Source organism: Rhizobium sp. CBN3 (genome assembly GCF_030518245.1).
In the GTDB taxonomy this organism is placed as follows: domain Bacteria; phylum Pseudomonadota; class Alphaproteobacteria; order Rhizobiales; family Rhizobiaceae; genus Rhizobium; species Rhizobium aethiopicum_A.
On sequence record NZ_JAULSE010000032.1, the window covers coordinates 14,730 to 38,365 of the forward strand.

The 23,636-nt window shown below is 59.3% G+C and carries 10 protein-coding genes and 6 pseudogenes; 11 read left to right on the forward strand and 5 right to left on the reverse strand.

Features of this window, described 5'->3' with window-relative positions; translation table 11 throughout:
- Window positions 1-864: 864 nt before the first annotated feature.
- Together QWJ46_RS28205 and QWJ46_RS28210 are read right to left on the reverse strand one after the other, a co-directional pair.
- Complete coding sequence (locus tag QWJ46_RS28205; protein ID WP_225881312.1) at window positions 865-3,330, reverse strand: hypothetical protein; 2,466 nt, start codon at window positions 3,328-3,330, stop codon at window positions 865-867.
- A gap of 965 nt (window positions 3,331-4,295) precedes the next feature.
- A pseudogene (locus QWJ46_RS28210) lies at window positions 4,296-4,855 on the reverse strand (transposase); the annotation flags it as partial.
- A 642-nt stretch (window positions 4,856-5,497) separates the two neighbouring features.
- Between QWJ46_RS28210 and tssK the strand changes: the two are divergent.
- The 9 genes and pseudogenes from tssK to QWJ46_RS28255 all read left to right on the forward strand — a co-directional run bounded on the left by tssK (window position 5,498) and on the right by QWJ46_RS28255 (window position 17,601).
- Window positions 5,498-6,853, forward strand: coding sequence for a type VI secretion system baseplate subunit TssK (gene tssK, locus QWJ46_RS28215; protein WP_004678823.1), 1,356 nt, complete (start codon window positions 5,498-5,500; stop codon window positions 6,851-6,853).
- A 61-nt stretch (window positions 6,854-6,914) separates the two neighbouring features.
- The gene (locus tag QWJ46_RS28220; protein WP_018247169.1) at window positions 6,915-8,081 is read left to right on the forward strand and encodes a type VI secretion system-associated FHA domain protein; all 1,167 of its coding nucleotides are present in this window, start codon (window positions 6,915-6,917) and stop codon (window positions 8,079-8,081) included.
- Window positions 8,081-9,370: a type IVB secretion system protein IcmH/DotU gene (gene icmH, locus QWJ46_RS28225; protein ID WP_004678820.1), complete on the forward strand. Its 1,290-nt coding sequence runs from the start codon at window positions 8,081-8,083 to the stop codon at window positions 9,368-9,370. Before QWJ46_RS28220 ends, icmH begins: the two co-directional genes overlap by 1 nt.
- Before the next feature lie 9 nt (window positions 9,371-9,379).
- The gene (gene tssM / locus QWJ46_RS28230) at window positions 9,380-12,985 is read left to right on the forward strand and encodes a type VI secretion system membrane subunit TssM (protein WP_004678817.1); all 3,606 of its coding nucleotides are present in this window, start codon (window positions 9,380-9,382) and stop codon (window positions 12,983-12,985) included.
- Between the two features lie 296 nt (window positions 12,986-13,281).
- The gene (locus QWJ46_RS28235; RefSeq protein ID WP_004678814.1) at window positions 13,282-14,898 is read left to right on the forward strand and encodes a hypothetical protein; all 1,617 of its coding nucleotides are present in this window, start codon (window positions 13,282-13,284) and stop codon (window positions 14,896-14,898) included.
- A gap of 111 nt (window positions 14,899-15,009) precedes the next feature.
- Window positions 15,010-15,244 (forward strand): annotated as a pseudogene (locus QWJ46_RS31350) (SIR2 family protein); the annotation flags it as partial.
- A gap of 827 nt (window positions 15,245-16,071) precedes the next feature.
- Window positions 16,072-16,398: pseudogene (locus QWJ46_RS28245) on the forward strand (carbamoyltransferase N-terminal domain-containing protein); the annotation flags it as partial.
- Window positions 16,399-16,450: 52 nt separating this feature from the next.
- Window positions 16,451-16,594 (forward strand): hypothetical protein, encoded by a 144-nt coding sequence (locus tag QWJ46_RS28250; RefSeq protein WP_004678808.1) that lies wholly within the window; start codon window positions 16,451-16,453, stop codon window positions 16,592-16,594.
- Entirely contained in the window at window positions 16,591-17,601 is a 1,011-nt protein-coding gene (locus QWJ46_RS28255; protein WP_018247171.1) for a LysR substrate-binding domain-containing protein, read from the forward strand. Before QWJ46_RS28250 ends, QWJ46_RS28255 begins: the two co-directional genes overlap by 4 nt.
- 211 nt (window positions 17,602-17,812) lie before the next feature.
- Here the strand turns inward: QWJ46_RS28255 and QWJ46_RS31355 are convergent.
- Both QWJ46_RS31355 and QWJ46_RS28270 read right to left on the reverse strand, forming a co-directional pair.
- Window positions 17,813-18,388: pseudogene (locus QWJ46_RS31355) on the reverse strand (radical SAM protein); the annotation flags it as partial.
- A gap of 276 nt (window positions 18,389-18,664) precedes the next feature.
- Window positions 18,665-18,868: a nif-specific regulatory protein,nifA gene (locus QWJ46_RS28270; protein ID WP_010032001.1), complete on the reverse strand. Its 204-nt coding sequence runs from the start codon at window positions 18,866-18,868 to the stop codon at window positions 18,665-18,667.
- Between the two features lie 284 nt (window positions 18,869-19,152).
- Between QWJ46_RS28270 and QWJ46_RS28275 the strand changes: the two are divergent.
- Window positions 19,153-19,432, forward strand: a pseudogene (locus QWJ46_RS28275) (nuclear transport factor 2 family protein); the annotation flags it as partial.
- Window positions 19,433-19,566: 134 nt separating this feature from the next.
- Here QWJ46_RS28275 and QWJ46_RS28280 read toward each other — a convergent pair.
- Window positions 19,567-20,454, reverse strand: coding sequence for a hypothetical protein (locus QWJ46_RS28280; protein WP_004678802.1), 888 nt, complete (start codon window positions 20,452-20,454; stop codon window positions 19,567-19,569).
- A gap of 1,399 nt (window positions 20,455-21,853) precedes the next feature.
- Here QWJ46_RS28280 and QWJ46_RS28285 point away from each other — a divergent pair.
- Window positions 21,854-23,636: pseudogene (locus QWJ46_RS28285) on the forward strand (hypothetical protein); the annotation flags it as partial.

Genomic DNA, 23,636 nt, shown 5'->3' on the forward strand with positions numbered 1-23,636 from the left:
ACGGCATTATATCTCCTGCGCTCCGCCGGATCGCCGCACGAGGCATATAGGGCGACAATCTGGATGAGATCCGTATTGACCGCATGTAACGATGCTCCCCGAGATTCGCACGTTGCCTCATTCATTTTGCTCCCAGTTGGAGCGAAGGAGTGGGGTGCGGAGATGGCGGGGTTTCGCAGCGGCCGGCCTCCTTCGTGAGCGCCATTGCCGTTTTCGACGGAAGTCGAAGTTTAATAACCATCGTCGCGGTATTTACTTTTGACAATGGGTGTGATGCGGCTTTGCGTGATCTTCTAAAAAGAATCGAGTCCCGCCGCCAATCCCCCGTTCTATCGCGCACCTACCGCATCCCAACGTGACTGTCGACCCTGCTTCCATTAGTCGTGCAGGGCAACCACGCGGTCTCTCGTGCAGATCCCTGCGATTTCGAATTGACGGACACCGACCCCGTTTGACGGTCGTGGAGTGCACGCACTTAGTCACCCTAGCCGCCCGCGCACTGCAACCCCGCTGTAGCGATCCTTCTACCTCTATGCTAAAGAAAGTTTTGGAAAAACTTGCCTCGTCGCCATCGTTCGACGGCGGCCTTGGCGCCAATCTTGCGAGGAGCGGGCTGATGGTCGCAGCGGCATGCGAGCCGACATTCTGCGCTCCCGACCGTCGAAGACGAGGTCGCTCTCGGCGTGTTAGTCAGCCGGAATGCGCCGGCCGTCGTGCCCCTAAATATCGATCTCGAGCCAGGTATTGGCCTCCAGACTGAAGAAAAATTCGGCGCTCTCACATGCTCATGCAATCCCGTGGTGGACAACCAACGCACATGATGGTGCAGTTCCTAGGGAATGTGGTGATGAGTCATGAGCCGTCCTATATCACCTTGAACGCTGCCCTCCTGGCTATCCGTTTCTTCGAGGCACCCACGATTATGGCGGCATCGGCGGCGCTGAGATCGGGATGGGCCGCCTTCAGTGCGTCTGCCCACGCCCCCTTGCTCTGCCCCGGCAGCTGCGGTGTCTGCCTAGCGATTTCGTCCAGCCTCGCCTGATCCTGGGCCGACACCGTCCGGAACGCCGCCCTCCTGGCGATATCGTCCCTAAAGGTGCCCAGGATGGTGGCGGCATCGGCGGCGCTGAGATCGGGATGGGCCGCCTTCAGCGCATCGGCCCAGGCCGCATTGCTCCCCCCCTGCCGCGGTGTTGCCGCCGCGATTTCGTCCAGCCTCGCCTGGTCCTGGGCCGACACCGTCCGGAACGCCGCCCTTTTAGCAATATCCTGCTTTATGGCACCCACGATTACGGCGGCATCGGCGGCGCTGAGATCGGGATGGGCCGCCTTCAGCGCGTCCGCCCAGGCCGCCTTGCTCTGCCCCGGCAGCTGCGGTGTCTGCCTAGCGAGTTCGTCCAGCCTCGCCTGGTCCTGGGCCGACACCGTCCGGAACGCCGCCCTCCTGGCGATTTCGTCCTTTGCGGCGCCCACGATGGTGGCGGCATCGGCGGCGCTGAGATCGGGATGGGCCGCCTTCAGCGTGTCCGCCCACGCCCCCTTGCTCTGCCCCGGCAGCTGCGGTGTCACCGCCGCGATTTCGTCCAGCCTCGCCTGGTCCTGGGCCGACACCGTCCGGAACGCTGCCCTCACGGCGATATCGTCCTTTAAGGCGCCCACGATTGTGGCGGCATCGGCGGCGCTGAGATCGGGATGGGCCGCCTTCAGCGCGTCCGCCCACGCCCCCTTGCTCTGCCTCGACTGTCGCGGTGTTTGCCTGGCGATTTCGTCCAGCCTCGCCTGGTCCTGAGCCGACACCGTCCGGAACGCCGCCCTTTTAGCAATATTATGCTTTACGGAACCCACAATTATGGCGGCATCGGAGGCGCTGAGATCGGGATGGGCCGCCTTCAGCGCGTCCGCCCATGCCCCCTTGCTCTGCCCCGGCAGCCGCGGTGTCTGCCTAGCGATTTCGTCCAGCCTCGCCTGATCCTGGGCCGACACCGTCTGGAAAGCCGCCCTCCTGGCGATAACCCGCTTTACGGCGCCCACGATGGCGGCGGCATCGGCGGCGCTGAGATCGGGATGGGCCGCCTTCAGTGCGTCCGCCCACGCCCCCTTGCTCTGCCCCGGTAGCTGCGGTGTCTGCCTGGCGATTTCGTCCAGCCTCGCGTGGTCCTGGGCCGACACCGTCTGGAACGCTGTCCTTTTAGCAATATCCTGCTTTACGGCATTCACGATTATGGCGGCATCGGCGGCGCTGAGATCGGGATGGGCCGCCTTCAGCGCGTCCGCCCACGCCCCCTTGCTCTGCCCCGGCAGCCGCGGTGTCACCGCCGCGATTTCGTCCAGTCTCGCCTGGTCCTGGGCCGACACCGTCTGGAACGCGGCCCTTTTAGCAATATCCTGCTTTACGGCACCCACGATTATGGCGGCATCGGCGGCGCTGAGATCGGGATGGGCCGCCTTCAGCGCGTCCGCCCACGCCCCCTTGCTCTGCCCCGGTAGCTGCGGTGTCTGCCTGGCGATTTCGTCCAGCCTCGCCTGGTCCTGGGCCGACACCGTCCGGAACGCCGTCCTCCTTGCAATATCGTCCTTAAAAGAGCCCACGGTTATGGCGGCATCGGCGGCGCTGAGATCGGGATGGGCCGCCTTCAGCGCGTCCGCCCACGCCCCCTTGCTCTGCCCCGGCAGCTGCGGTGTCGCCGCCTTGATCTCGTCAAGCCTCGCCCGGTCCTGGGCCGACACCGTTCGATACGCCGCCCTCCTGGCGATAACCCGCTTTACGACGCCCACGATTACGGCGGCATCGGCGGCGCTGAGATAGGGATGGGCCGCCTTCAGCGCGTCCGCCCACGCCCCCTTGCTCTGCCTCGACTGCCGCGGTGTCTGCCTGGCGATTTCGTCCAGCCTCGCCTGGTCCTGGGCCGACACCGTCCGGAACGCCGCTCGAGGCCCCACGATTATGCCGGCATTCGCGGCGCTGAGATCAGGCGCCAACGCCAGCGGCCTTTGAGCATATAACGTCTGCCTGCGGCTGGGCCTGGGATCTGCGTCCTTCTCAGTAGTCCGCCTCTTGCGCCCGCCACCGGTCGGATCGCTGGGCTCCGCGGGCACCTCGGACATGGCCGAATGCTCCTCTCTTCCACCCGGCACCTCGGTGGGCCCGGCAACCGCTGAGGCTTCTAAATTCCCAAGGCCATGCAGCCCCCCGCGCTGAGGGCCAGTCTCCAGCGGCTGGCCCTCGACGAGGTGAATAGTGCGATCGGCATTATTGTATTCATCTGTTGTCCTCGTGAGGTTGAACGCGGTCTCTGCCGGGACGACCGGAACTCTCGTCAGTTCCGTCATGTCAGCCATCATTTGCGGGGTTTGTTCTTCAGGGCTTTGAAGCTCGGTCGGCGGGCTTGGCTGGCCGACGCTTAGCCTTTCCACGTAACGCAATACCGAATTCTCTTGCCAGATGTCGTCCGAATTGAAGTTGTCGGCCACTTGATCGACACGCGCCACTGAAGACTGCGCTCTTTGATCCGCTGGGTGCCGGCCCTCATCCGGCCGCGAAGAGCCCTGCCCCTTAGTCCGAGGGTCCCTGTCAACCATGCTCACCCCCCTGGGATATGGCCTTCAGGAAACAAGGGGTCAGCTGTCGGGCACCGACTGCTGACGGAAGGTCAGAATTTATCAGGGGCTCAAGCGACTTAACCAGAGTGCAAGGGGCGCGACTGCGACCATCGACCGCTCCAGCTTGCCGAGCCTCGTTCGGACGCCGCTCAATCACCGTGGGTCCCGTTTTTTGCTGTTGTGGCATGGGGCGGCTCTGCGGAATCGAGCTCAGGTGACGGGAGGCCGGCAGATCCCGAAGACATGGCCAGGCCGTTGATAACTGGTAGCGTAAACGCATCATTGCAGCAGAACCTCAAAAACCACGGAGAAGAGCCCGCGATTCAAACTAGCGCAGTCCCGGTATTGGATTGCATGCACAGGTGATATGCTCGCATCCGGTTAGTGAGCGGCTATGGCGCAGCTCCTGCGTGAACCCATAACGACAGCGGCGATCCTTCGAGAGATGCAGCGACGACCCGTTCTCCAGACCGGAGGTCCGTGCTTGATGTGGCGATCGGCACGGATTGCTATCAACGCTGACGGCCGCCGGTGCCGCGCAAGCCGGTTACGACGAAACATCGACATGATCTCTTCTATGGTGGGATTGGCCCACCGATACCAGGGTAGTGGCAACTGTCGCCAATTGCGGCGCCAGTGAGGTCGGCCTTCATCTTCGAACTCCTTGCTGGCTTCCGCTAAACAACGCGGCCTTATCACAAAAGGCTGGGAGATTTAACGATGATCCCGGCATCCGGACTTCTGCGCATTGCCGGCCGGTAATAGCGCGAAAGACTTGCAGCAATCGCAGCGCCGGCGGCACCCGTGACTAGTATCCGCACTGCCTGGCCCGTAACAATGCGCTGTGACCAGCGGAAGCCGATCTCGTGGAAAGACAAGGCATGCTGCGGGCTGATATGATGAAAGACGCCGGCAATGGTGCGGCGGACCCGGGACTTGAAACCTCCCACCGAGTGGACGGCGACTTGGACGAATTCGCGGCTCGAATGCTTTACGTTCTCATGCGTAGCAAAGCTCTTGCCAATCGCCATGAACGCCTCACCGCCCAGCAGGCAGGTTGCGGTTCGATCCCTTTCGCCGTCGCGCGCCCTGCATGTATCGAAAGGCCTTTTCGGCCCCGTCCAGGCGGTAGACCGTCCGGATCCATTCTCGGTCGCTCACCGAGATGAAAACGGTCGATCTCCACCGTGCCATCTTGCATGTGCTCGCGCGCCAACATGAGGCGCAGCGCATATCCCATTCGCTAGCTATTGGGCATCACCAAATGTGGAAATGCCTATCTTCGCCGCATGAATGATCCATGCCGCCAGGGCTGCTATCCCGCACCTGGCGCGAACCGGGACTGCAACCGGTTCGTGGATCGTGTCCAGGAGGTGGTTGTCTAATCGCTAAACTGGTCGTCAAGGTGCTTTAGGGGCGGCGGCGCGTGAAGACGATGTTGGCGGCGGCACTGCCTCAGCGTATTCAGGAACATTTTCGACGAGGCAATGCGCATCACGTGTCACCTTGCCTGTTGCGCTGCTCTTTTGGCCCCGTACTTGCGGCGCCGGGTCTCAAGGCTTCCGGGCGGTCATTTGCGAGATTCATCTCGTACGAGTGACAGGACAGGCGAATTGGCGCGTTGTAGGTCAGTGTGAACATGAACGACCAATAAGGCTCTGAGGGCAACGGGCTACTGAGCGACAGTCTAGATGAGACCCCTTGCTTGTCGCGCTGCAAGGGGGCTCATGACCAATCCTGATGAGCTTCGGCGCTTGCATATCTGAGCTGTCCCGACACGCGATGCCCTTCTACCAGCGCATTGTTGGATATCAGATGTGCATGCAAGGGGGCAGTGAAGCTCTGCTACTTTTACGGAGAAAGCCGTTCTGTCAGGTGGACGCGAGGCGAGTCTTGAATGTCGTGGAATAATAGGGTCGTCTGGTCGGAGGGCTTGTTCCTCCGCCCGCAGCATTTTCAGCAGGCCGATCGTCACGTCGAACAGCTGGTGCGCAGCAGGACGGCGGTTTTGCATGGGTACGGGTGGGGTATCAGCGAGCTGCGGCTCAATCGAGAGCTGCTTGGTCTCGGTAAGATCGCCATCGAAGCGGCTCGCGGCGTCTTGGAGGACGGGATGCCCTTCAGTATTCCTGACGAAGCCAACCAGCCAACTCCCTACGACGTTCCGCCGGATTTTCGAGATTCGCTTATTCACTTGGCGGTACCGTTTTATCAACCCGGCGCTCTTGAAACCGACGCGCAAGCGGGAATTGACGTACCTATCCGCTTCGCAGTCTCCACTGAGGATGTTGTCGACACCAACGCTGGCGAGCGAGGCAGCGCCTCCATCGACGTAGCGAGGCTGGATTTTCGACTGCTGCCGGACGCGGCAGACCGGTCTGGCTACACTTGCATCCCAATCGCCCGTATCATAGAGGTCCGGGCCGACCGACAGATCATTCTGGACGAAACGCACGTGCCGCCAACCCCCGACTGCGCCAGCTCCCGGGTCCTCTCGAACTACATCACTGAGATCACCGGCCTGCTTCACCATCGTGGTGAAGCTCTGGCCACTCGGGTCTCCCAGTCGGGAACGAGCCGGGTTGCAGAGCTCGCGGACTTCCTTCTGCTGCAGGCGATCAATCGGTACGAGCCGTACTTCTGCCACCTGTCCAAGGCCGCCGTTGTAAATCCGGAATCGCTGTATGTTGTCATGCTCCAATTGGCGGGTGAACTAGCCACGTTCGCCCGCGTCGATAAACGTGCCCCGACCCTTGGTGTTTACAAGCACGACTCTCTCGCGGAGGCGTTTTTGCCAGTGATGCAGTCGATCCGGGCTTCGCTGGGTGCAGTGATTGAGCAGACTGCGGTCCCCGTACCGCTGCAGCGGCAAAAATACGGTGTCCATGTGGCTGAGGTGGCCGACCGCTCTCTCTTTACGACCTCGAGCTTCGTGCTGGCTGCTCGGGCTGATATTGAGGTCGAGCGCCTCCGGCGCGAGTTCCCGTCTCAGATTAAGATCGGCCCGGCGGAGAAAATCACGGAACTCGTCAATGTCGCACTGCCCGGCATTATCATCAATCCCCTACCGGTCGCGCCGCGTCAGATCCCGTTCCATGTTGGATTCAGCTATTTCGAGATCGATCAAAATAGCCGCTTCTGGAAGGATATGCCCCAATCCGCCGGCTTGGCGCTGCACGTTGCTGGCGACTTCCCAAATCTCGAAATGGCTCTCTGGGCCATCCGAGCCGGACAGAACCCACATTTGAGTTAGCCCACCAATGCCCCTCACGCTACGTGTACACAGCAATAGATGTAGTTTTCCGGAATATCTCGTGCCGGGCGACGCGGCTGGTGGACTGACTACCAGCCGAGCAGGCAACAGCCTGGTTCTGCCGGATGATCAGCAGATGGTCTCGAAATCCCACTGCTCAATCGAGTGCATGGCACGGCGATACGTACTGATCGACCGAGGCCGCGACGACACATGTCAAAATGACGAGGCGGTGCCGCTTCCGTCAGAGGCGCCGGTCGCCCGGAAAACCAGCGATGTTATTCAGATCGGCGCCTATATGACCGATGTCGTCGCGGTGTCGCCTTCGATATCCATTGCGGAGAGTGCCGCCGAACCGGAGGGACAACTTGCAGCGACAAGTGAGGAGTTGAGTCTTCTTGGCCCCCTCGAAACGGCCTCGTCGCTCCTGGCGGGCAATTGCACCCGGGGTGAAGAAGCGCTGCTGGACCTGAGGGACGGCGAGTTCCTACCATTGCCGTTCTTAGGCACTCGTTTAGACGCGCTGGCGGGCATGATGAGAAGTCCGTGGGATATCTACGCAGACAGTGTGCCAGATCGGGCCCCCATCTTGACGCAACCCAAGGTGGAGCAATCATCTCGCCAAGAATCATCGAGCGGCTGTCACGGCTTTCCTTGCCGCCTGCGGCTTATCATTGGCAGATGTCCGGAATGCCGGCATCGTAAGCGTGTTGGATCGTGCAGGGAAAATGCTTCTGTATTCCGCCGCGCTGCACAGCATACTCTCCGAGCGAGAGCTGGCGAACAATTATTCAGAAATAAGAGTTCCGACGAAAAAACCCTGAGTCTCGTCCCCGATGTCGGTGAGGCGTTGCGCGCAGTTCTGTGCAATGACTCCAGCGGGTTCCTCCGCGGAGACCTGGCCGTTGAGCAAGCCTTCACCGACCGTGGGACGCATGACGTGTCATTCGCGGCTGTGCAGAAGGCTCTGTCCAGCGTCCGTGCACGCTTGTCCCTAGCAGGGATCGAGAAGGCGATGGGGCGGCCCCGTTCCCTTTTGCACCGCAACCATAAGGCGCGAAACCGGAGTGCGTACGTGCGCGTCTTCAATGACGTCGTATCGAGCATCGAAACCGATTTGCTCCGGAGCTTCGGCGCCGACTTCGCGCGCCCAGTGCGAGAGCGTAGTCGACCCACCCGCCGATCCCACGATGAGAGCGTCCGCTCCAAAGGGAAGTGGGCGGGTTGATGATGGTGATTGAGGAAACGATGCCAAAATCCCAGCCACTCGTCCTCCTTCACGCCGAGGAGCAGTTGGCTGTCCCTTCGCCGTCATCGCCAGTGGCGGAGGAACTTACCTGGGAGATGCTTGCGCTCGACCGACTTAATCCACTGGTCGCGGCCGCGGCGGCGCTGCTGGGTCTCAGCGCTCAGCTCAAGAGCAGTGCTAGCCATATCGACGTTGAAGCACTGCGCCTTAGGGTGCTGCGGGAGATCGATGCTTTTGAGCGTCGGATCACGCCGCTCGGATTGCCCTCGCGAGCGATCAAGGTCTGCAAATACGCCCTCTGCGCGACCATCGATGACATCGTTCTGAACACAGCCTGGGGCAGCAACAGCGTCTGGACGACGCGCAGCTTGGTGGGATCGCTGTTCAGCGATACCTGGGGCGGCGAGCGCTTCTTCGATCTGCTGACGCAATTGAAAAATGAACCGGCCATCAATATAGAACTGCTGGAGCTGCTCTATTACTGCATGAGGTTGGGCTTCGAAGGCCGCTACCGCGTCACTGCGGGAGGAGCCGCAGAGCTCAGTGTGCTGTGCGAAGACGTCTACCGCCTGATCCGAGCAGCCCGTGGTGACTTCGAGCGCGAACTATCCCCGCACTGGCGGAGGAACTCAAATAATCCGGAGCCACGCCGCACAATCGTTCCAATCTGGGCCGTCGTAGCGTTTGGGGCAGGATTACTCCTCTCGATCTATGCCGGACTCCTGCATGCATTAAATGCCCGCGCCGACGCTGTCTTCAACGATATCGCGACATTGCCGCCGAACGGCGTTGTCAGATCGGCGAGAATCGCATTGCCACCAAAGGTTGTTATGAGCAGCGACCGACTGCGTAACTTCCTCGAGCCCGAAATCCGCGAAGGGCTTGTCACTGTGTCCGAGGACCCACAGCAGATCGTCGTTATCATTCGCGCCTCCGGGATGTTCGATTCTGCTAGTCCGGAAGTGAAGAAAATGTTCCTGCCGCTTCTTTTACGAATTGGTCGTTCTCTGAACGGTGAGTCGGGATCGGTCCTCCTGACCGGGCACACCGACGCCATTCCGGTGCAATCACTCGCCTTCCCTTCAAACGATTCCCTTTCGCTCGCGCGTGCGAGCGCAGCTGCCGAGATTATCAAATCCATGATGAATGACCCAGGCCGCGTGCGAGAAGAGGGCAGAGGGAGCGGAGAACCGGTCGCTTCGAACCACACGCCCGAGGGCCGCGCGCGGAACCGTCGGATTCAAATCATCATCACAAAGACACAATGAAGACAAGCCATGCAGTCAATCAAGAAAGCGCTTAGGTGGCAATGGCTCCGTGTCGGCGGGGCGGCGATCGTATGTGCCTTAATCTTCACGCTCGGACCGCATATCTCGGTCGGAGGATTTGCGCCGCTTGACAGCCTTCGCAGCCAGATCGCGGCATCGATGCTGATTCCGGTCGGATACACCGTGATCTACTTGATCCAGTCCCAGCTTTACAAGGTTCAGGCCTATTTTGAAGACCTCGTCCAATCACGAGTGTCGGGAGCGCTGGACGCGGGTGGGGCCGAGCAGAAGAAGGGAGACCCAAGGCCTTCCGACCGAAGTGTGGGGCAAGCCAGCACGCTTGCTGAAAGAGAGCTGGAGGCGATTCGTCATCGTTTCCGCGAGACCCTTACCACACTCAAGGGGCGCCGCTACGCAGGAGGTATCAGCAGGCGGTGGCTCTATCAGCGGCCCTGGTATGTGATGATCGGTCCGCCCAACTCGGGGAAGACCACAGCAATAGTCAATTCCGGGCTCAGCTTTCCGATGGCGGCGAGGTCCGGTCTGAGAGCCGCCGGTGGGTTAGCGGGTACGGAAAACTGCGACTGGTGGATCACCGATGACGCGGTGTTCGTCGACACTGCTGGGCGCTACACGATACAGGAGGGTGATGCAGACCGGGACAAAGCGGTTTGGCGTGGCTTGCTTCGTATGCTCAGACGCTCCCGGCCACGGCAGCCGCTGAACGGTGTCTTAGTCACGATCGCAATCAGCGAGCTGAATTCTACATCCGAGGAAGTGCTCGCCGATCGCGCGCGCTGTATCCGTGAGCGGCTCCTCGAAGTGTACAGGGAGCTTCGCCTGCAACTGCCGATTTATGTGCTTTTCACTAAGAGCGATCTGCTGGCGGGATTTGTTGAATTCTTCGACGATCTGGGTCGCGAGGGGCGGGAGGCGGTGTGGGGGTTCACCTATGCGCAAGAGGCGTCGGAGGACGAAGGCGATCCGATGGCGTTTGCCGCAGCATACGATGCGCTTGTTGGCCGCCTAAACGAAAGGCTGCTTGAACGAATGCAGCACGAAAGCAACCTCCAGCGTCGCGCGCTCATGTTCGGCTTCCCACAGCAGGTCGCTAGCCTCAAGCACCTGACGCAACAGTTCTTGAAGGAAGCCTTTGGCGGGAATTCGTTCCAGGAACCGCTTATGCTCCGCGGCGTCTACTTCTTAAGCGGCACGCAAATTGGCATGCCCTTCGATCGACTTGCGAACGCCAGATCTCAGACCTTCGAGATCGCTCAGCCGCCCTGTACAGCGCTTCGTGGCCCGGGCCGTGGTTATTTCATCAGCCGGCTGCTGCGCGAAGTCGTTTTCGCCGAAGCTGGGCTCGTCGATGCCAATCACCGCTTCGATCGGCGCCAGCGGCGGATCCGGTATGGCGCCTACACGATGATAGCGGCGGTCATTGTTACCGCCAGCGTCTTATGGACGTTCAGCTATATTCGGAATGTTCAGCTGATCGAGAGCGTTCGCCTAATGGCTGGCAGCTATGCCAGAGGGGCCGAAAAGCTGAAGCTCGACCGGGTTGAGAGTGGCGATCTTCGACCCATCCTGCCACTGCTTCAGCGGCTGCGTGATGCCAACGGCGACAGCGCGGGCGGCCCCCTATCAAGTTCGGGTCTCGACCAGAGTAAGAAAATCAAGGTTCAGACGCTCGCGGCGTACCGCCGCGCCGTGAACACCATCCTGCTGCCGCGGCTGATGTTCCGGTTGGAAACCTTATTGGTCGAGCGGCACGACGATGATCAGTTCGTCTACCAGGCGTTAAAGGTTTACCTGATGCTGGGTCAGCAGGGTCCGCTCCAGCGCGCGGTCGTCAAGAACTGGATGGCTGCCGACTGGCGAGTGATGTTTCCGGCCGAAGCCGATGCCGGCCTGCGCAGCGCGCTCGCTGATCACCTGGATGCACTCATGGAAGGGCCGCTGCCCCATAGTGAGCTTAATGGCGAACTGATCGAGAGGAGCCGCGCGAAGCTCCAGACCGTCTCGATGGCGCGCCGCGTCCTCGACATCATCGCGACCAGTCCCGAAGCCTCGCGGGCGCCAACCTGGCGTCTGGCCGACCATGCCGGGCCGCTGGCGCAGGGCGTCCTGGCTCGCAAATCGGGACAGCCGCTCAGCGAGGGGGTTCCTGGCATCTACACGAGGGCGGGGTTTTACGGAACCTTCCTGCGATTGCTGCCGCAAGTGGCTGACGCTGTCGCTGCAGAAGGCTGGGTTCTCGACTCACAGGTAGTCGCGCCGATTGCAGCCGGTGATGTGAGCCAGAAGCTGCGGCGTTCGGCGGCGGATCTCTACGCTCAGGAGTTCGCGTTGCGCTGGGACCAGCTCATTGGCGATATGTCCATCCGCCCCTCTGGGGGTATCGATGACGCGCTGCGCACCTTGAACACGCTGTCCGCGCCGACGTCACCAATGCGCCTGTTCCTTTTCGCGGCGGCGCAGGAGCTAAAGCTCAAGCAACCACCGGCTCCCGAGGACGGCTTGACGAAAGGTGACAGTGTCCCCCAGGGCGAGGTGTTGCCAAGCGAGCTCGAGGCACTGTTCCGGTCCCAACCGGCCGCGGACACGCCTGAAGCTCACGTCCAGCTCTATATGGGCGATCATTTCCGGTGGCTGCACCAGCTGGTCGAAGTGCCGTCGAACAGCCAAGCGGGCGCGCAGGCGCCGATTGACAGTGCTCTCCGGGATCTTGGCGAACTGTATCGCTCCCTCAGCCAGGCGCAGGGGCTGGCGGGTTCGAACATCTTGGAACACAACGGGCAGGCGGGCGTCGCCATCCAACAGATCGAGGCGGGGGCGGCCGATCTGCCCGAACCCATCCGGCAATGGATCCTCGGCCTCAGCCGCCACAGCTCGGACTTAACCGTCAGCGGCATGAGGCGCGGGTTGGCGAGCGGTTGGGCGGGCGGCCCCGGCGATTTGTGCCGACGGGCTACCGAAGGACGGTATCCCTTCGCGAGCGGATCCCGCCGGGATATCCCTTTGAGCGATTTCGCCCGGCTGTTCGGCCGCAAGGCGGAGATCGACACTTTCTTCGCCGAGAACCTTTCCCCATTCGTCGACAAATCCAAAGGCTCGTGGCAGTTTCGGCCAACGAGCGGTGTCGATTTCCCTATCGGCCGCAATACCTTGGCCCAGTTCCAACGGGCAGCCACGATCCGCGACACCATGTTCGATGATGCCGGCAAGGTGTCAGTTGGATTCCTGCTCACCGTCGCCGAGACCGATCCGTTGACAGACCAGGTGGTGGTAGACATCGACGGCCAGCGCCTCGAACATCGACGAGGAACAGCCGCCGCGGCCATGCATTTCCATTGGCCTACGGCCGGCGGCGTCGGCGGCGCTTCCGTCGCTTTCATCGGTTTTCAAGGCGCCACCCTCTCCAAGAGCGGCCATTGGGCGCTGTTTCGCCTCTTAAATGAGGCGGATAAGCAGCCATTGGGAGGAGGGGACCTTATTCAGGTACGACTGGTGTCCGGTCGCCATTGGGCGGTTTTTAACCTCCAGCCTGACAGCGTGATGAGCCCGTTGTCCCGCAATCTGTTGTCAGAATTCCGATGTCCAGATTTCTTATGAACGCCGGGATAGCATCCGACTGGCGCTGGGAAAGCCCTATGGGGTCACGAGACGCCCACGCAGGTCTGCGGCGGGAGAGGTCGGCATGTCGGTTGCCGGCCGGATCGGAGGCGGTCACGGCTGCGACTGGCGGCGATCGTCGCTTGATCTCGGCGCGCCGCTTTCCCGCTCGACTAGACCGCTGGAGAGCGCGGTCACCTCCATCAGGCAGATCTTCGGGAAGTTGGGTGATCAGATCCTGTCCCACCCTATCAACCGACGTACACTGATCTAGAACAGGAAACTGGAGAGATATAATGGCCGGAATGAAGCACAATAGGACAAGAGCGAAGAAATTTCTGCAGTTGATCGACCAGACGAAGAACAGAGCGGATTTGGAGTTCTGCTTTGCGGTTGGCACGGTTGGCGATCTGCGGAAGCCTGCTGTCCTGGTGAGTAAGAAAAAGCTCAATGGATTGGCACAAACTTTGAAAAACATGCCTTTTGAAGATGATGAGGATAGTAGTAAGGAGAACTTTTCGCTTCTGCGGAGAGGCACGGGCAGGATGAACGAAAACGGCGTTATCCTCGTCAAGTTGGCTGATGGTGGAAAGGCCGGGTTCCCGCAGGTCCAAAAGGTGATGAAGAAGTATTTCGTGAACTTCCGCATGAGGTTGCCTGACATGCAGGAAGCAGGAATCTTAACTGAAGAAGACATTCAGCAGTTTGAGATGAACGCCGAGGAGAACTCCCAATTTCTTCCACCCGACGACTCTGAAGAATTCAATCGGCCGATGACGGCGCTCGATAGCGCGGAAGGGAACTCTGCAGGGAGTGTTGAGGAAACTGAAGAGAGAAGCAAGCGTGAAGGCGGGGCTGAGCTCCTGGAGCAGCTTCTCCCGGAAGTGAAGGAGGGGATTGCCGCCGCGGCCGCGACCATTTCCAATCACGCAGTAAGTCTCAGCGCGCAAATTGGCGCGGGACAGACCGCAGAGTTGTCCCATCTGACCACGAAGATCGCGGATTGGCTGCAACGTGTGCTGGCTGCGACGCCTCCGGAAGAGCAGGAGGCAACGTTGCACAACTTCGCCGGCCGACTTCTGTTGATGCTGGCCTATCCTGAGAATCTGCGAAATCTTCAATATGTGGATGACATGCCCGATGGGGCGGGGCAGGGCGAGACAAACGGCGACCGCCGCGAAGAGGTCGTGGTGAATGGGATCGATCTGAACAGAGTTCCAACGGGCGCTCTCGATCAAGACGAGGTAGTAGAGTCCTTGTTCCGTCTGATCAAGGCAAAGGCTCAGGAGCGACAGCTTTCTTATCCGCTAGAGAACGCGAATTCTGAGAGGATTGCGAAGATAGTGTCGTCGCAATGGCCGAAGGAACTAGGCGATGCAGCCCGTAGGCGCGCGGTTGTGGAGCGTCTGATCGCAGCGGTGGTCCCGCGGCCCGGTAACGATGATCAACTTCTGGTCCTTCTTGGCATCGCAGACCAGCCCGAACGGACCAAATCCATCGAGAACTCGGTCGAAAGTATCATAGCTATATGGCAGGCTTATCTCGACACTGCCTTGACGCTGCGGGATGAGGTAAAGAGCAAGATCAACCAGATGGTCGATGTGGAAGCCCGCGGCGGAACGTGGAGGTATGTCGACGACATCTTCCTGCAGTTCGGAGGAGAGCTTTCAGATCAGCTCTCCGCCATCACCGAACGCAACGGTGAGGCACTGTCGAGCGCGACCGAGCGTGTCCGAACCACAGTCCAGAAGAAGCTCGATTATCTCAACGGCAGCGACATTGTAGCCATGCTTGACAATCCTCCAATCGACATCGGTCCGGGCACTATAGGGCAGACGCTGCGGGAAGGGCTCGCGGCCATCACCGATGGACTGAAGCGCATCGAAACCTCGCGCGCCGCGCCCGCCGCGTAATAATCGCCTGTCTCGATGCCGGCCGACCCACCGGAAGGCCGGGCGAGCAGGCCATCAACGGCCTCATCAGCGACGGAAGGAGTTCCGCCGCTCAGGTGGGTCAGCGAAGCGGTGAAGGAGCGGCGCACCAACAGAGGCTCTTCGGCTCTTCTTCATCGGCTGCCGCTTCAACGACCAGATGCTGCGCACCTACGCCCGACAGATCATGACGCGATCCAACGCACCACGTTTTGCGGTGCTGGATGCGGCAGCGCCGACCAACAACCAACGCCGTTTCCTTGCAGCAAGCCCGATCACGCTTATCGACGTGCCGACTGGCGAAGCTGCGGCTAGGCTTATCGGCTGAAAACCAGAGTAGAGAAGGAGTGTTGCGGGTACGACGATACACGAGGATTTCGGAGGTCGGTCGTCGGCACCGACGTCGGAGGCGGATTTGCCGTAAACGTTGATCATCACGGCCGCTGTTTGAAAGTGCCGCTCGCCTTGCTATGAATCCACCCATCCCTTTTTTGCACGCATTCCATCCAAACAAACAATTTTACTGGTCAAAACAATTGCCCTTAGAAAAAACGCTGAAGAGCGCTGTGCAGAACGATTGTGTGGAGTTCTAAAAATGGGTCCTCAGGTTCGGTAGAGACTGTGCTGGAAAACGAGTTGGAGCACTCTGTCAGTTGCCTGGCCTCGATTGTTATCACGTTGGACGTGATCGGCCAAATCTTGGCCGTTGCTTCTGCCGTTTCAGTGCTAATGGGCTCTCACAAGAAGCACTGTTGCCTGGTCGACTAAATCTGTGAGTGCATCCCTCACAATGACTAGAAGCCAGAGCAGGCGCGCTCGCAGCCGCAAGGACATGATCTGCGCCTTTTGCAGGAACACCAAACCTCGTGATTTTCTTGCGGCTGTCGGGCCGAAATATGAAGGACTGAGTAATGTGGATAGATTACGTGGCAGTTCTGCTGCAAATGCTTCGGTCAGGGTTTCCGTGCGGCGTCGCAACTATAGCATCAAGAAGGTTGCGCAGCATCGATTGTCGGCAATGTCGCCGAGCCGGTCGCTATTAGTATCGGCTTCGCCTGTGAGCTCTATCTGACACGTCAAACACAAGCTTTGAACTTACGAAAGCCGGCGGTCGGGCCAGAGCGACCTACCTTTCGAAACGGACTGGAGAGCAACATGCTGTGTCTAGGGCTGAGTGGGCGTCTAAGCAGAGTCTACGAAAATTCGTTCGATCTACCGAACAGCTTTATGCACAATGGGGCTGCGGTTCGCGTTCGCGACGGCCGAGTGATAGCGGCAGTCGAAGAGGAACGGCCTAACCGAATCAAGCACTCCAACACGCTACCAATTCGTTCGATTCAATATTGCCTCGCATCTGCAGGTGTTCAGCTTAGCGACATCGACCGCATCGCGTATTATGCAACCGAGGCCTATTGCAACGCTGTGCTCGAGCGCGTGCGCCTCTCTCACCCAAGCACCCCAGTATCGGATGCGAGGCTGTTGCAACGGGCTCGGGGAGGTCGACACGGGCTCTATATTCCTGTGGGACACCCCGATGTTCCATGTGATCGCCATCGTCACACAGATCTGGCCGCCCATTGGACGCGTGATGGCACAATGCCATGGAGGTTGTCACCCGCGCTCCACCGCCGAGATGAACTCGAAAACGTTGGACCCGGAATTGATTGTTGAGGAATGAACTTCATGAAACGCAATGTAGAAAAAGAGGTGACGGATCAACTCGCTTATAGGCGAAAGATGTTGCAAGATTGGAGAGGAGAGCGCCTCACTGGACACCAGATAAACCTAGCATCAATAGACCTCAACCTCCTGGTGGCGCTCGAGGCTCTGCTCGAATACCGGAACGTGACGCACGCGGGCCAGCACATCGGGCGGAGTCAACCGGCGATGAGCCGGGCACTGGGAAGGCTGCGCGGCTTGTTCAATGATGATCTCCTGGTGCGGTCTTCAACGGGTTTGATCCCAACGCCGCAAGGCGAACATTTGGCTCAAAGGCTGCCGTCGGCACTGCGTACGATCCGAGAGATGGTGACAAGCCGCAGCGTAATCTCAAAAGAATGGGGGAGGGGGGCAACGCTGGCGATCCCCGATCATCAAGCTTTGGCTGTACTACCGCGCCTCCTGCCGTGGTTACGCGAGCGTGCCCCTCATCTCGACACACTCGCCTGTTTGCCGTTTGATCGTGCCGTGCGGGGGCTTGAGCAAGGTGATATTGATTTGGCCGTTGGGCATATCGACGTGCAACTGCCTGGCTATTTTCGGCGCAGTCTTTATACAGACCGCTTCGCGTGTTTGTTGCGCCACGGCCATCCAGCGCTGGCGCAGGAATGGACGATCGACAACTTCGCGACCTTGCGTCACGCTGCCATCAGTACGGACTCCCCCGACCACTTCGGCCCGATCTACGACCACTTGCCCAACCTGCGAGCGGATCGTAGTCCCATACTTTTTTCCAGCGTTCTCACGGCAGCGGTGGTAGCTTCGGCAACGGATTTGGTATTGCTCGTCCCGCGCCGCGTTGCGACCCAAGTTTCCGCGATGCTGCCGCTTAGGGTTGTTGATCCACCCCTCGAGCCGGCACCGTACAAGGTCATGCTCATCTGGCACGAGCGGTGCCATCACGACCCGCAGCATAAATGGCTGCGCAAGGAGGTCGCCGCCGCGTTGGAGACGGGAGCGGACTGACACAAGAAGCGGGTGATCGGGATGCTCCTGAAGCATCAAAGAGAGCAACCGGGCATTTTGCGCGGGGAGGTGACCAAGGCCTCAGCGCTGCTGCGACCGAGAGTGCCCGGCATGTTGGACGAATATCGAGACTTGGCTGCCTATGTGCTCGCGGGGCCTGCTTGTGTCCGGGCTTCTGCTGAGCTGCGGCACGGCCCGGCAGTGGCGCGGATATCTTCGCGTCGACTCTCGGATCGACCATGTTGGTGGTGATCGTCAAGTGATCAACATTCATGTCAGCAAGCTCGCCGACACGGTCCGGCAGTGCCAGACCGTTGGTTGAAAGACACAGCTTGATATCGGGGATCTCTGTGGCTCCGCGTTCAAATGTCGCCTTTGTCTTCTTTCGGTCATAACAGGCATCGCTTGGTCCGGTGATAAAGAGCACGGAAAGCTGAGGGACTTCATTGGCGACCGCAACGACCTTTCGCAGGGCCTGGTCAGGCGTCAGCTTTTCCGAGACGACCCCAGGCCGGCTTTCGTTGGCGCAGTATTTACGATCGCAGTAGTTGCACTGGATATTGCAGGCTGGTGCGGCTACGACGTGCATGCGCGCGAAATAGTAAACTTCTTCTGAATAGCAGGAAAGGTCCTTGATTTTCTCCCACACAGCCGGCTCGGCGTGGTGCGGCTTTGCGGACGAACCGCACAATGACGCGGCGCAAGCAGTGGACTTCGCTGTGGCCAGCAGTTGGTTCATGGTTGTCGTGCTGGTCAGGCTCTTGAGCGAAATCATTGGTGGGGACATTGAAGGCTCCGTTGCTGCTTAACATCGCGGTTCAAAAAGCAAGGGCCATGCCAATGCAAATAGTTAGGTTTTTCAGCGGGTTAGCGTTTTTTGTCCGGTTCCCTCCATTTGCTACCCGACATAGGGTTGTCAGGCATTTGACAATAGACAGACACCGGTAAAATGGCGGCTCGCCTCGAGTGCATGAGTTGAGGAGGGCAGGTCGGGCCGTTCGACCACACCAGGCTTAGAACTTTCTTTCACCCCGATTTGATGCCCGCGGATGGCATAACCAACCTAAGGTGGGGTGAGGCCGGAGGCGAGCCGCCTGGCCTGAACCCACCCAGATTTCTCCATCGCGTCGATCAGCCGTTCCCGCTCGGTCAGACGCGCACCGATTGCGAGCCAGGCAGGATCGTTCGGATCACAGGCTTTGGAGGAGGCTTCGCCGAGGCAGGCGCCGGCGCGCCCGGCGGCCGCAAACGGGGATCCAGTCGACATTGGGCTCTTTCTGGCGAACTCGTCAATCGCATTGTTGCCGAATGGACCGTTAGCTCCCTTCCACACAAGCGCAGAGGGGCACTGGCTGTTCTTGCAGGCAAAATCCAACGGAGCAATGGTCCTTGATTGCGCGAGAGTTGCTGTCCTACGCACGCGGTTTCAAGTTCACAGACGTTCCCTGGGAAGCGGCATTGCGAGGCCAGGTCAAGCGCCGACGGCGCGAATGTCCGTTCGCAGATGCACCGAACGCCACTTTCAACTCAAGACTAGACTTGCGACGAGCCATGGACCAAGAGAAAATGGTCGAATTGCATGATCGCGAAACGATCCGCGACTGTCTCTATCGGTATTGCCGCGGGATAGACAGGCGGACGAGGCGGCGCTGCGCAGCTCCTTCTGGGTCGATGCGCAGGACAATCATGGAGCGGATACGGGCTCCGCCGAGGCTTCATTGAGTTCGCGCTTGGTGTCTTCAAGACCGAACCGCCCAACATCCACCAGATCACGAAAGTTCTGATTGAGTTTATCAGCCCGACTGAAGCAACTGTCGAGAGCTACTTCACAGTGCAGCATGAGGCGGGCCGTCGCAGACAGTCGCAGCAAGATTGCAGTCTCTAATCTTCGCCTGCGTCCTCGTAATAGAGGGGCGTATCAACTCGGCCGGCGGCGCAAAAAGTCATCACGATGACGGCAAGCTTTTATTCGCGGTTCAAATTGAGGTGTTCGAAGTACCAAGAGGGGTCATCATCGGATGAATCTGTCTCGACACTGGCTTCACTCGAATGCCCCTCGACACCTGCTTCATCGTCGCTAAGATAGTCCACGGTTTTCGAGAGATAACTCCAAGGTTTGCCTGCGCGCTGCCATCCACCCTTGCTATTCTTTGTCCACTTGTCCGGATGTTGCGTAGGGTCGAGCACCCAGCGATTTTGACCCACGTCAACGAAACCCATCTGCTCTAGACGGGCTCCCATCTCTGGCGAAGCGGGACGTGACATGATTAACGGCTGTTCGCCGTCGAGTTGAAGTTGATGTTCGAGCAGAATATCGCCTGCGTTCTCGACAAGCGGATGAGTAACGCGAAGGTCTACAATCGAAGTGATTCTTTTCCGACCGGGAAAAAGTTCCCGCCACGGCTCGTTCTCGATGCTAAATCCATCCTCTGTTCTTAAAAGCCCAACGCTTCGTTCTCCCAGATCATAGCTGAAATATCGCGCGCTGGGCGTATCATTGTCGGTGCCGCCGTAGAGTCGAGCGATGGTAGCCGTACGCAGGGCTTTAGAGGACACGAAGGGCGAGTACTCTTGTGGATTGACGGAAATGTGCTTGATATCATCACCGTAAAATTCCCTCACTTTTCTGGCAAATGTCGATCTGTCGAGCACCTTAATTGGAGGTTCGGAAGAGAGCGAGTATGGCCGCGTTGGCGACGAAGGCGAACGAGCATGGGGATCTGACGTTGATCGGGACGGCATGCCCGTAAGTGTTTGTGCCCCGGTCATATTCTCGATCCACCCCGCCATGGCCCGGGTGCGATCATCTTCCTCGGAAATGTTGTAGCGCAGCGATCGTTCTGTGTTATCCATGGCGGTCTCTCCTGAGAGTGAAAGGTGTGATGAAGCGCATCCTTTTCAGTCGCTTCACATGTGGGAACGGTGCGCTCACATGTCCGGCCTATAAAGCGGATACGTGACTGCTAAGCTTCGATGAAGCGGGGGGTACGCGTTGCATGCGCGGCTCCTGGTCTCGCCTAGAGGGGACTAAACTTCCGCGAACTGGGCGGAAAGACGACCTGCGGGGCCCATATAGCCCGATGCGATCACTGGTTCTGCCAGCGTCGTCCGGACCCGCTCGGGAAGCTGCTCACAGCCGGTTGTCGTCCGCGAGCTTCTGGAGCTCTGGCGGAACAGTGCCGGCGGCTTGGCCAGCCGCAGTGATTGTAGTTGCATTAACATCGCCAGCGTCCATCCACGTTATAGTTCGTCTTACCGCCTCCAGCCGCTCCTCGTCTCCTCCTGATCCCTTTCCTCAGCCCAAGCCTCGAGGATTCGTGAAAGCGTGGTCCCTTCGCCAAACCATCGTGGAAGTCCGTCGGAGGTGTCTGCGCCGCGGCAGGGCTAAGATTAGCTTGAATGTTAGAGGTGTCCTCGGAGGATTTACCGCCCCGCGGGCCTGTTCTGTGTTCACCGTTGTTGGTCTCCAATTGCAGATTACGCATATGCTAGTGCAACCGGACTGGCCGCCATCATGCAAAACCGATATTCCAAAATGCTTTGGAAAAGCGGATCCACGGAGTCCCCTTAGGTGGTGAAGGTTCTGAGGAGTAGGTGGGCATCAGTGGTTTTTCGGCAGGGTCTGGTTGTTCAAGCACAGCCCGATAGAAGGCCACTGATGACCAATGAGATGATGGACCTCCGCTCGGGAATACGTCATGCCAAGCTGATAGCTGCTTGGCGGCGCAAGTCCCATCCGGCCAAAGTCACAGCGGCGAAGCCGGGGCGAGTCTTGCGGGCGTCGCGGTAACGGGGGGGGCTGAAGTGTAGACAGATACGGGTGCGGGAATGAGCCTCAAAAGTTGAATGATCACGGAAGGCCGAGTGGGTTCTGTAGAGCGACAATCTGGCTGAGTCTCACCTTGTTTGTCGCCGCGCACTGAGGCGGCGAAATCAGAAAGGCCGGCGGAAAGATTGGTTGGAATCGGAATGCTGACGGCACCCTTCACGCTGCATGTTCCACACATCACCCGAAACTGCTTAAATGAAGGCCAATTTTAGCGGGCTCCGCATGGCAAGCGGCAAGCTGGCGAGCCTCTCAAGCCATGTGCCGGCCTGATGGTCGAGTGCAGACGATTGTCGGCAAGCCGTCGCATATAGCGTTCGGCCATGCCTTGAGGGCATGATTGGATCTGGCTTTAGCATGCCGGGCGGCGGTCGGCAGGCATTAGGATCGAGGTTCCAAATTTGAATTTCCGGAGGACCCGCATCGATGTACCCAAGACGGAACCAGCCGCGCGATGACGATTCTCGCGAAGTAAGTGGGTGGATCGAAGACGTGACCGGAGCTTTCGATACGGACGCCTGGATCCAGGACTACTATTCACAGAGACGAGACATGGAACAGGATCCGAGCGACTTGCGCCTCGGTTCGCACGACAGTGACGCCGGCGACCGTGTGCCGCGTCGCAGATCCGTGGGCGGTTCGATGCGAGTGACGCCGCAGTCGCTGGCGCCGGAGAACTCGTTGAGCGGCGCCCGCCACAGCATAGACGTCTCTCGGGCGGGCTCCAGCAGCTTGCGATTCGGCGGCTCGGGGAGCAAGACATCGAGCAATATGGCGGACGCGGGAGAAGTCGCCGCGGCGCCGCAGGGCAGAAGCCGCGGATTTAAGTCGCGCATGGTGTCAGGGTTCAAGAAGGCGTTCGGATTGAGCAGCGGCAAGACGTCGTCGCGGGGTTCGGGGCAGCAAGACGTCGATGCCGCAACCGAGACTCACGTGGTCTCAACCAAGGTTCGCGTCGATTACGCCAAGCGTGGTCGCCCCGCCGACCGGGACATGCATCCCGATGACGAGTCCCGCATCAACCAGTTCGCGGAAGCAGTCCGAAACTACGAAATTCTACCCGACGGTAGCATCGGCCGAGGGGACGGAAGGGTTCCCGAGCGTACCGTCGAGAACAATTTGGGGATTCTTAAGAGGTTCGCTCGTTGGCTCAGAGCAGAGAACAGAGATTCGATGGCTTCTCGGTTTTTAAACGATCCAGATTCACTAGCCGTTGATATCGCGGCTTATTGGGCAAGCGGTGGGGATGGTCAGGGCCGTCTTCAGTCAGCACTGTCTCATTTCAGGAGGCTCGCGCCTGAGGGGCAAGAACTCCAAGCCGTTGGACCTGGGCCGCGCCTGATGGGACGCCAGATACATGATCCTTATCCCGACGACGCCCGCGTCATTGATAGCTTGGCCAAGGAAGAGGTCCCGAATTCTCGGAAAAATGCCAGTGGGCAACGAAAGTTTAGCGCTTGGCTCAAAAGGGAGGGCAGGGAGAGCATAGTCAGCCGACTCACCGGTACTGATGAGCAGCGACGGTCGTTGCAGGAGGATTTTAGGGCCTTTACCAAGGATGAAGGAAAAAAAGTGGTCGTGGGTTTCGATCGGCTGCGGCAGTATCTAGGCGCCGAGTCGCAGTTGAAACAGCATGATCCTTATCCCGACGACGCCCTCATGATTGATAGCTTCGCCAACGAAGAGCTGAGCAAGCTCGGATCGGGCTCGACTTCCAAGAGGAATGTTGTCTGGACTATAGCCAGCAATCAACGAAAGTTTAGTAATTGGCTGCAAACCAGGGGTAGGGAGAGCATAGCGAGCCGGCTCAACGGCAGCGAGATGCAGCAAAGGTCCTTGAAAAAAGATTACCAAGACTTCACCGAAGCCATGGGAAAAAACCTCACCATGTCTTTCAAGCGGCTTCGGCAGTACCAGCAAGTCGTTGAGGCGAACGCAGCGTCGGGGTTGTCCCCTGAGCAGGCAAGTGGCCGGGAACCGGCCGGTCTGGACGGCCGTTCGGATTCACGTGCCGAGTTCAGATCAACTTCGCCGCTGCAGCAGGTTGATCCATCGATCGAAGGCCGCAGCGGATTGTCGCTCGACCATACCGAATGGTTGGGCGACCAGCATATCCAGACGGATTATGAGCTGCTAATGCAGGACTTGCAGCGAAACGATCCGGATCTCGCCGCCAGGACGCGGCTTATCGATCCCCTGATAGCCCATT

Bases quoted from the DNA above. Each gene is read 5' to 3' on its own strand.
- QWJ46_RS28255 (WP_018247171.1), top strand. From the start codon at position 16,591: ATGAACTTCATGAAACGCAATGTAGAAAAAGAGGTGACGGATCAACTC.
- QWJ46_RS28235 (WP_004678814.1), top strand. From the start codon at position 13,282: ATGGCCGGAATGAAGCACAATAGGACAAGAGCGAAGAAATTTCTGCAG.
- QWJ46_RS28280 (WP_004678802.1), bottom strand. From the start codon at position 20,454: ATGGATAACACAGAACGATCGCTGCGCTACAACATTTCCGAGGAAGAT.
- tssM (WP_004678817.1), top strand. From the start codon at position 9,380: ATGCAGTCAATCAAGAAAGCGCTTAGGTGGCAATGGCTCCGTGTCGGC.
- QWJ46_RS28270 (WP_010032001.1), bottom strand. From the start codon at position 18,868: ATGTCGACTGGATCCCCGTTTGCGGCCGCCGGGCGCGCCGGCGCCTGC.
- QWJ46_RS28205 (WP_225881312.1), bottom strand. From the start codon at position 3,330: ATGACGGAACTGACGAGAGTTCCGGTCGTCCCGGCAGAGACCGCGTTC.
- icmH (WP_004678820.1), top strand. From the start codon at position 8,081: ATGATGGTGATTGAGGAAACGATGCCAAAATCCCAGCCACTCGTCCTC.
- tssK (WP_004678823.1), top strand. From the start codon at position 5,498: ATGTCGTGGAATAATAGGGTCGTCTGGTCGGAGGGCTTGTTCCTCCGC.
- QWJ46_RS28250 (WP_004678808.1), top strand. From the start codon at position 16,451: ATGTTCCATGTGATCGCCATCGTCACACAGATCTGGCCGCCCATTGGA.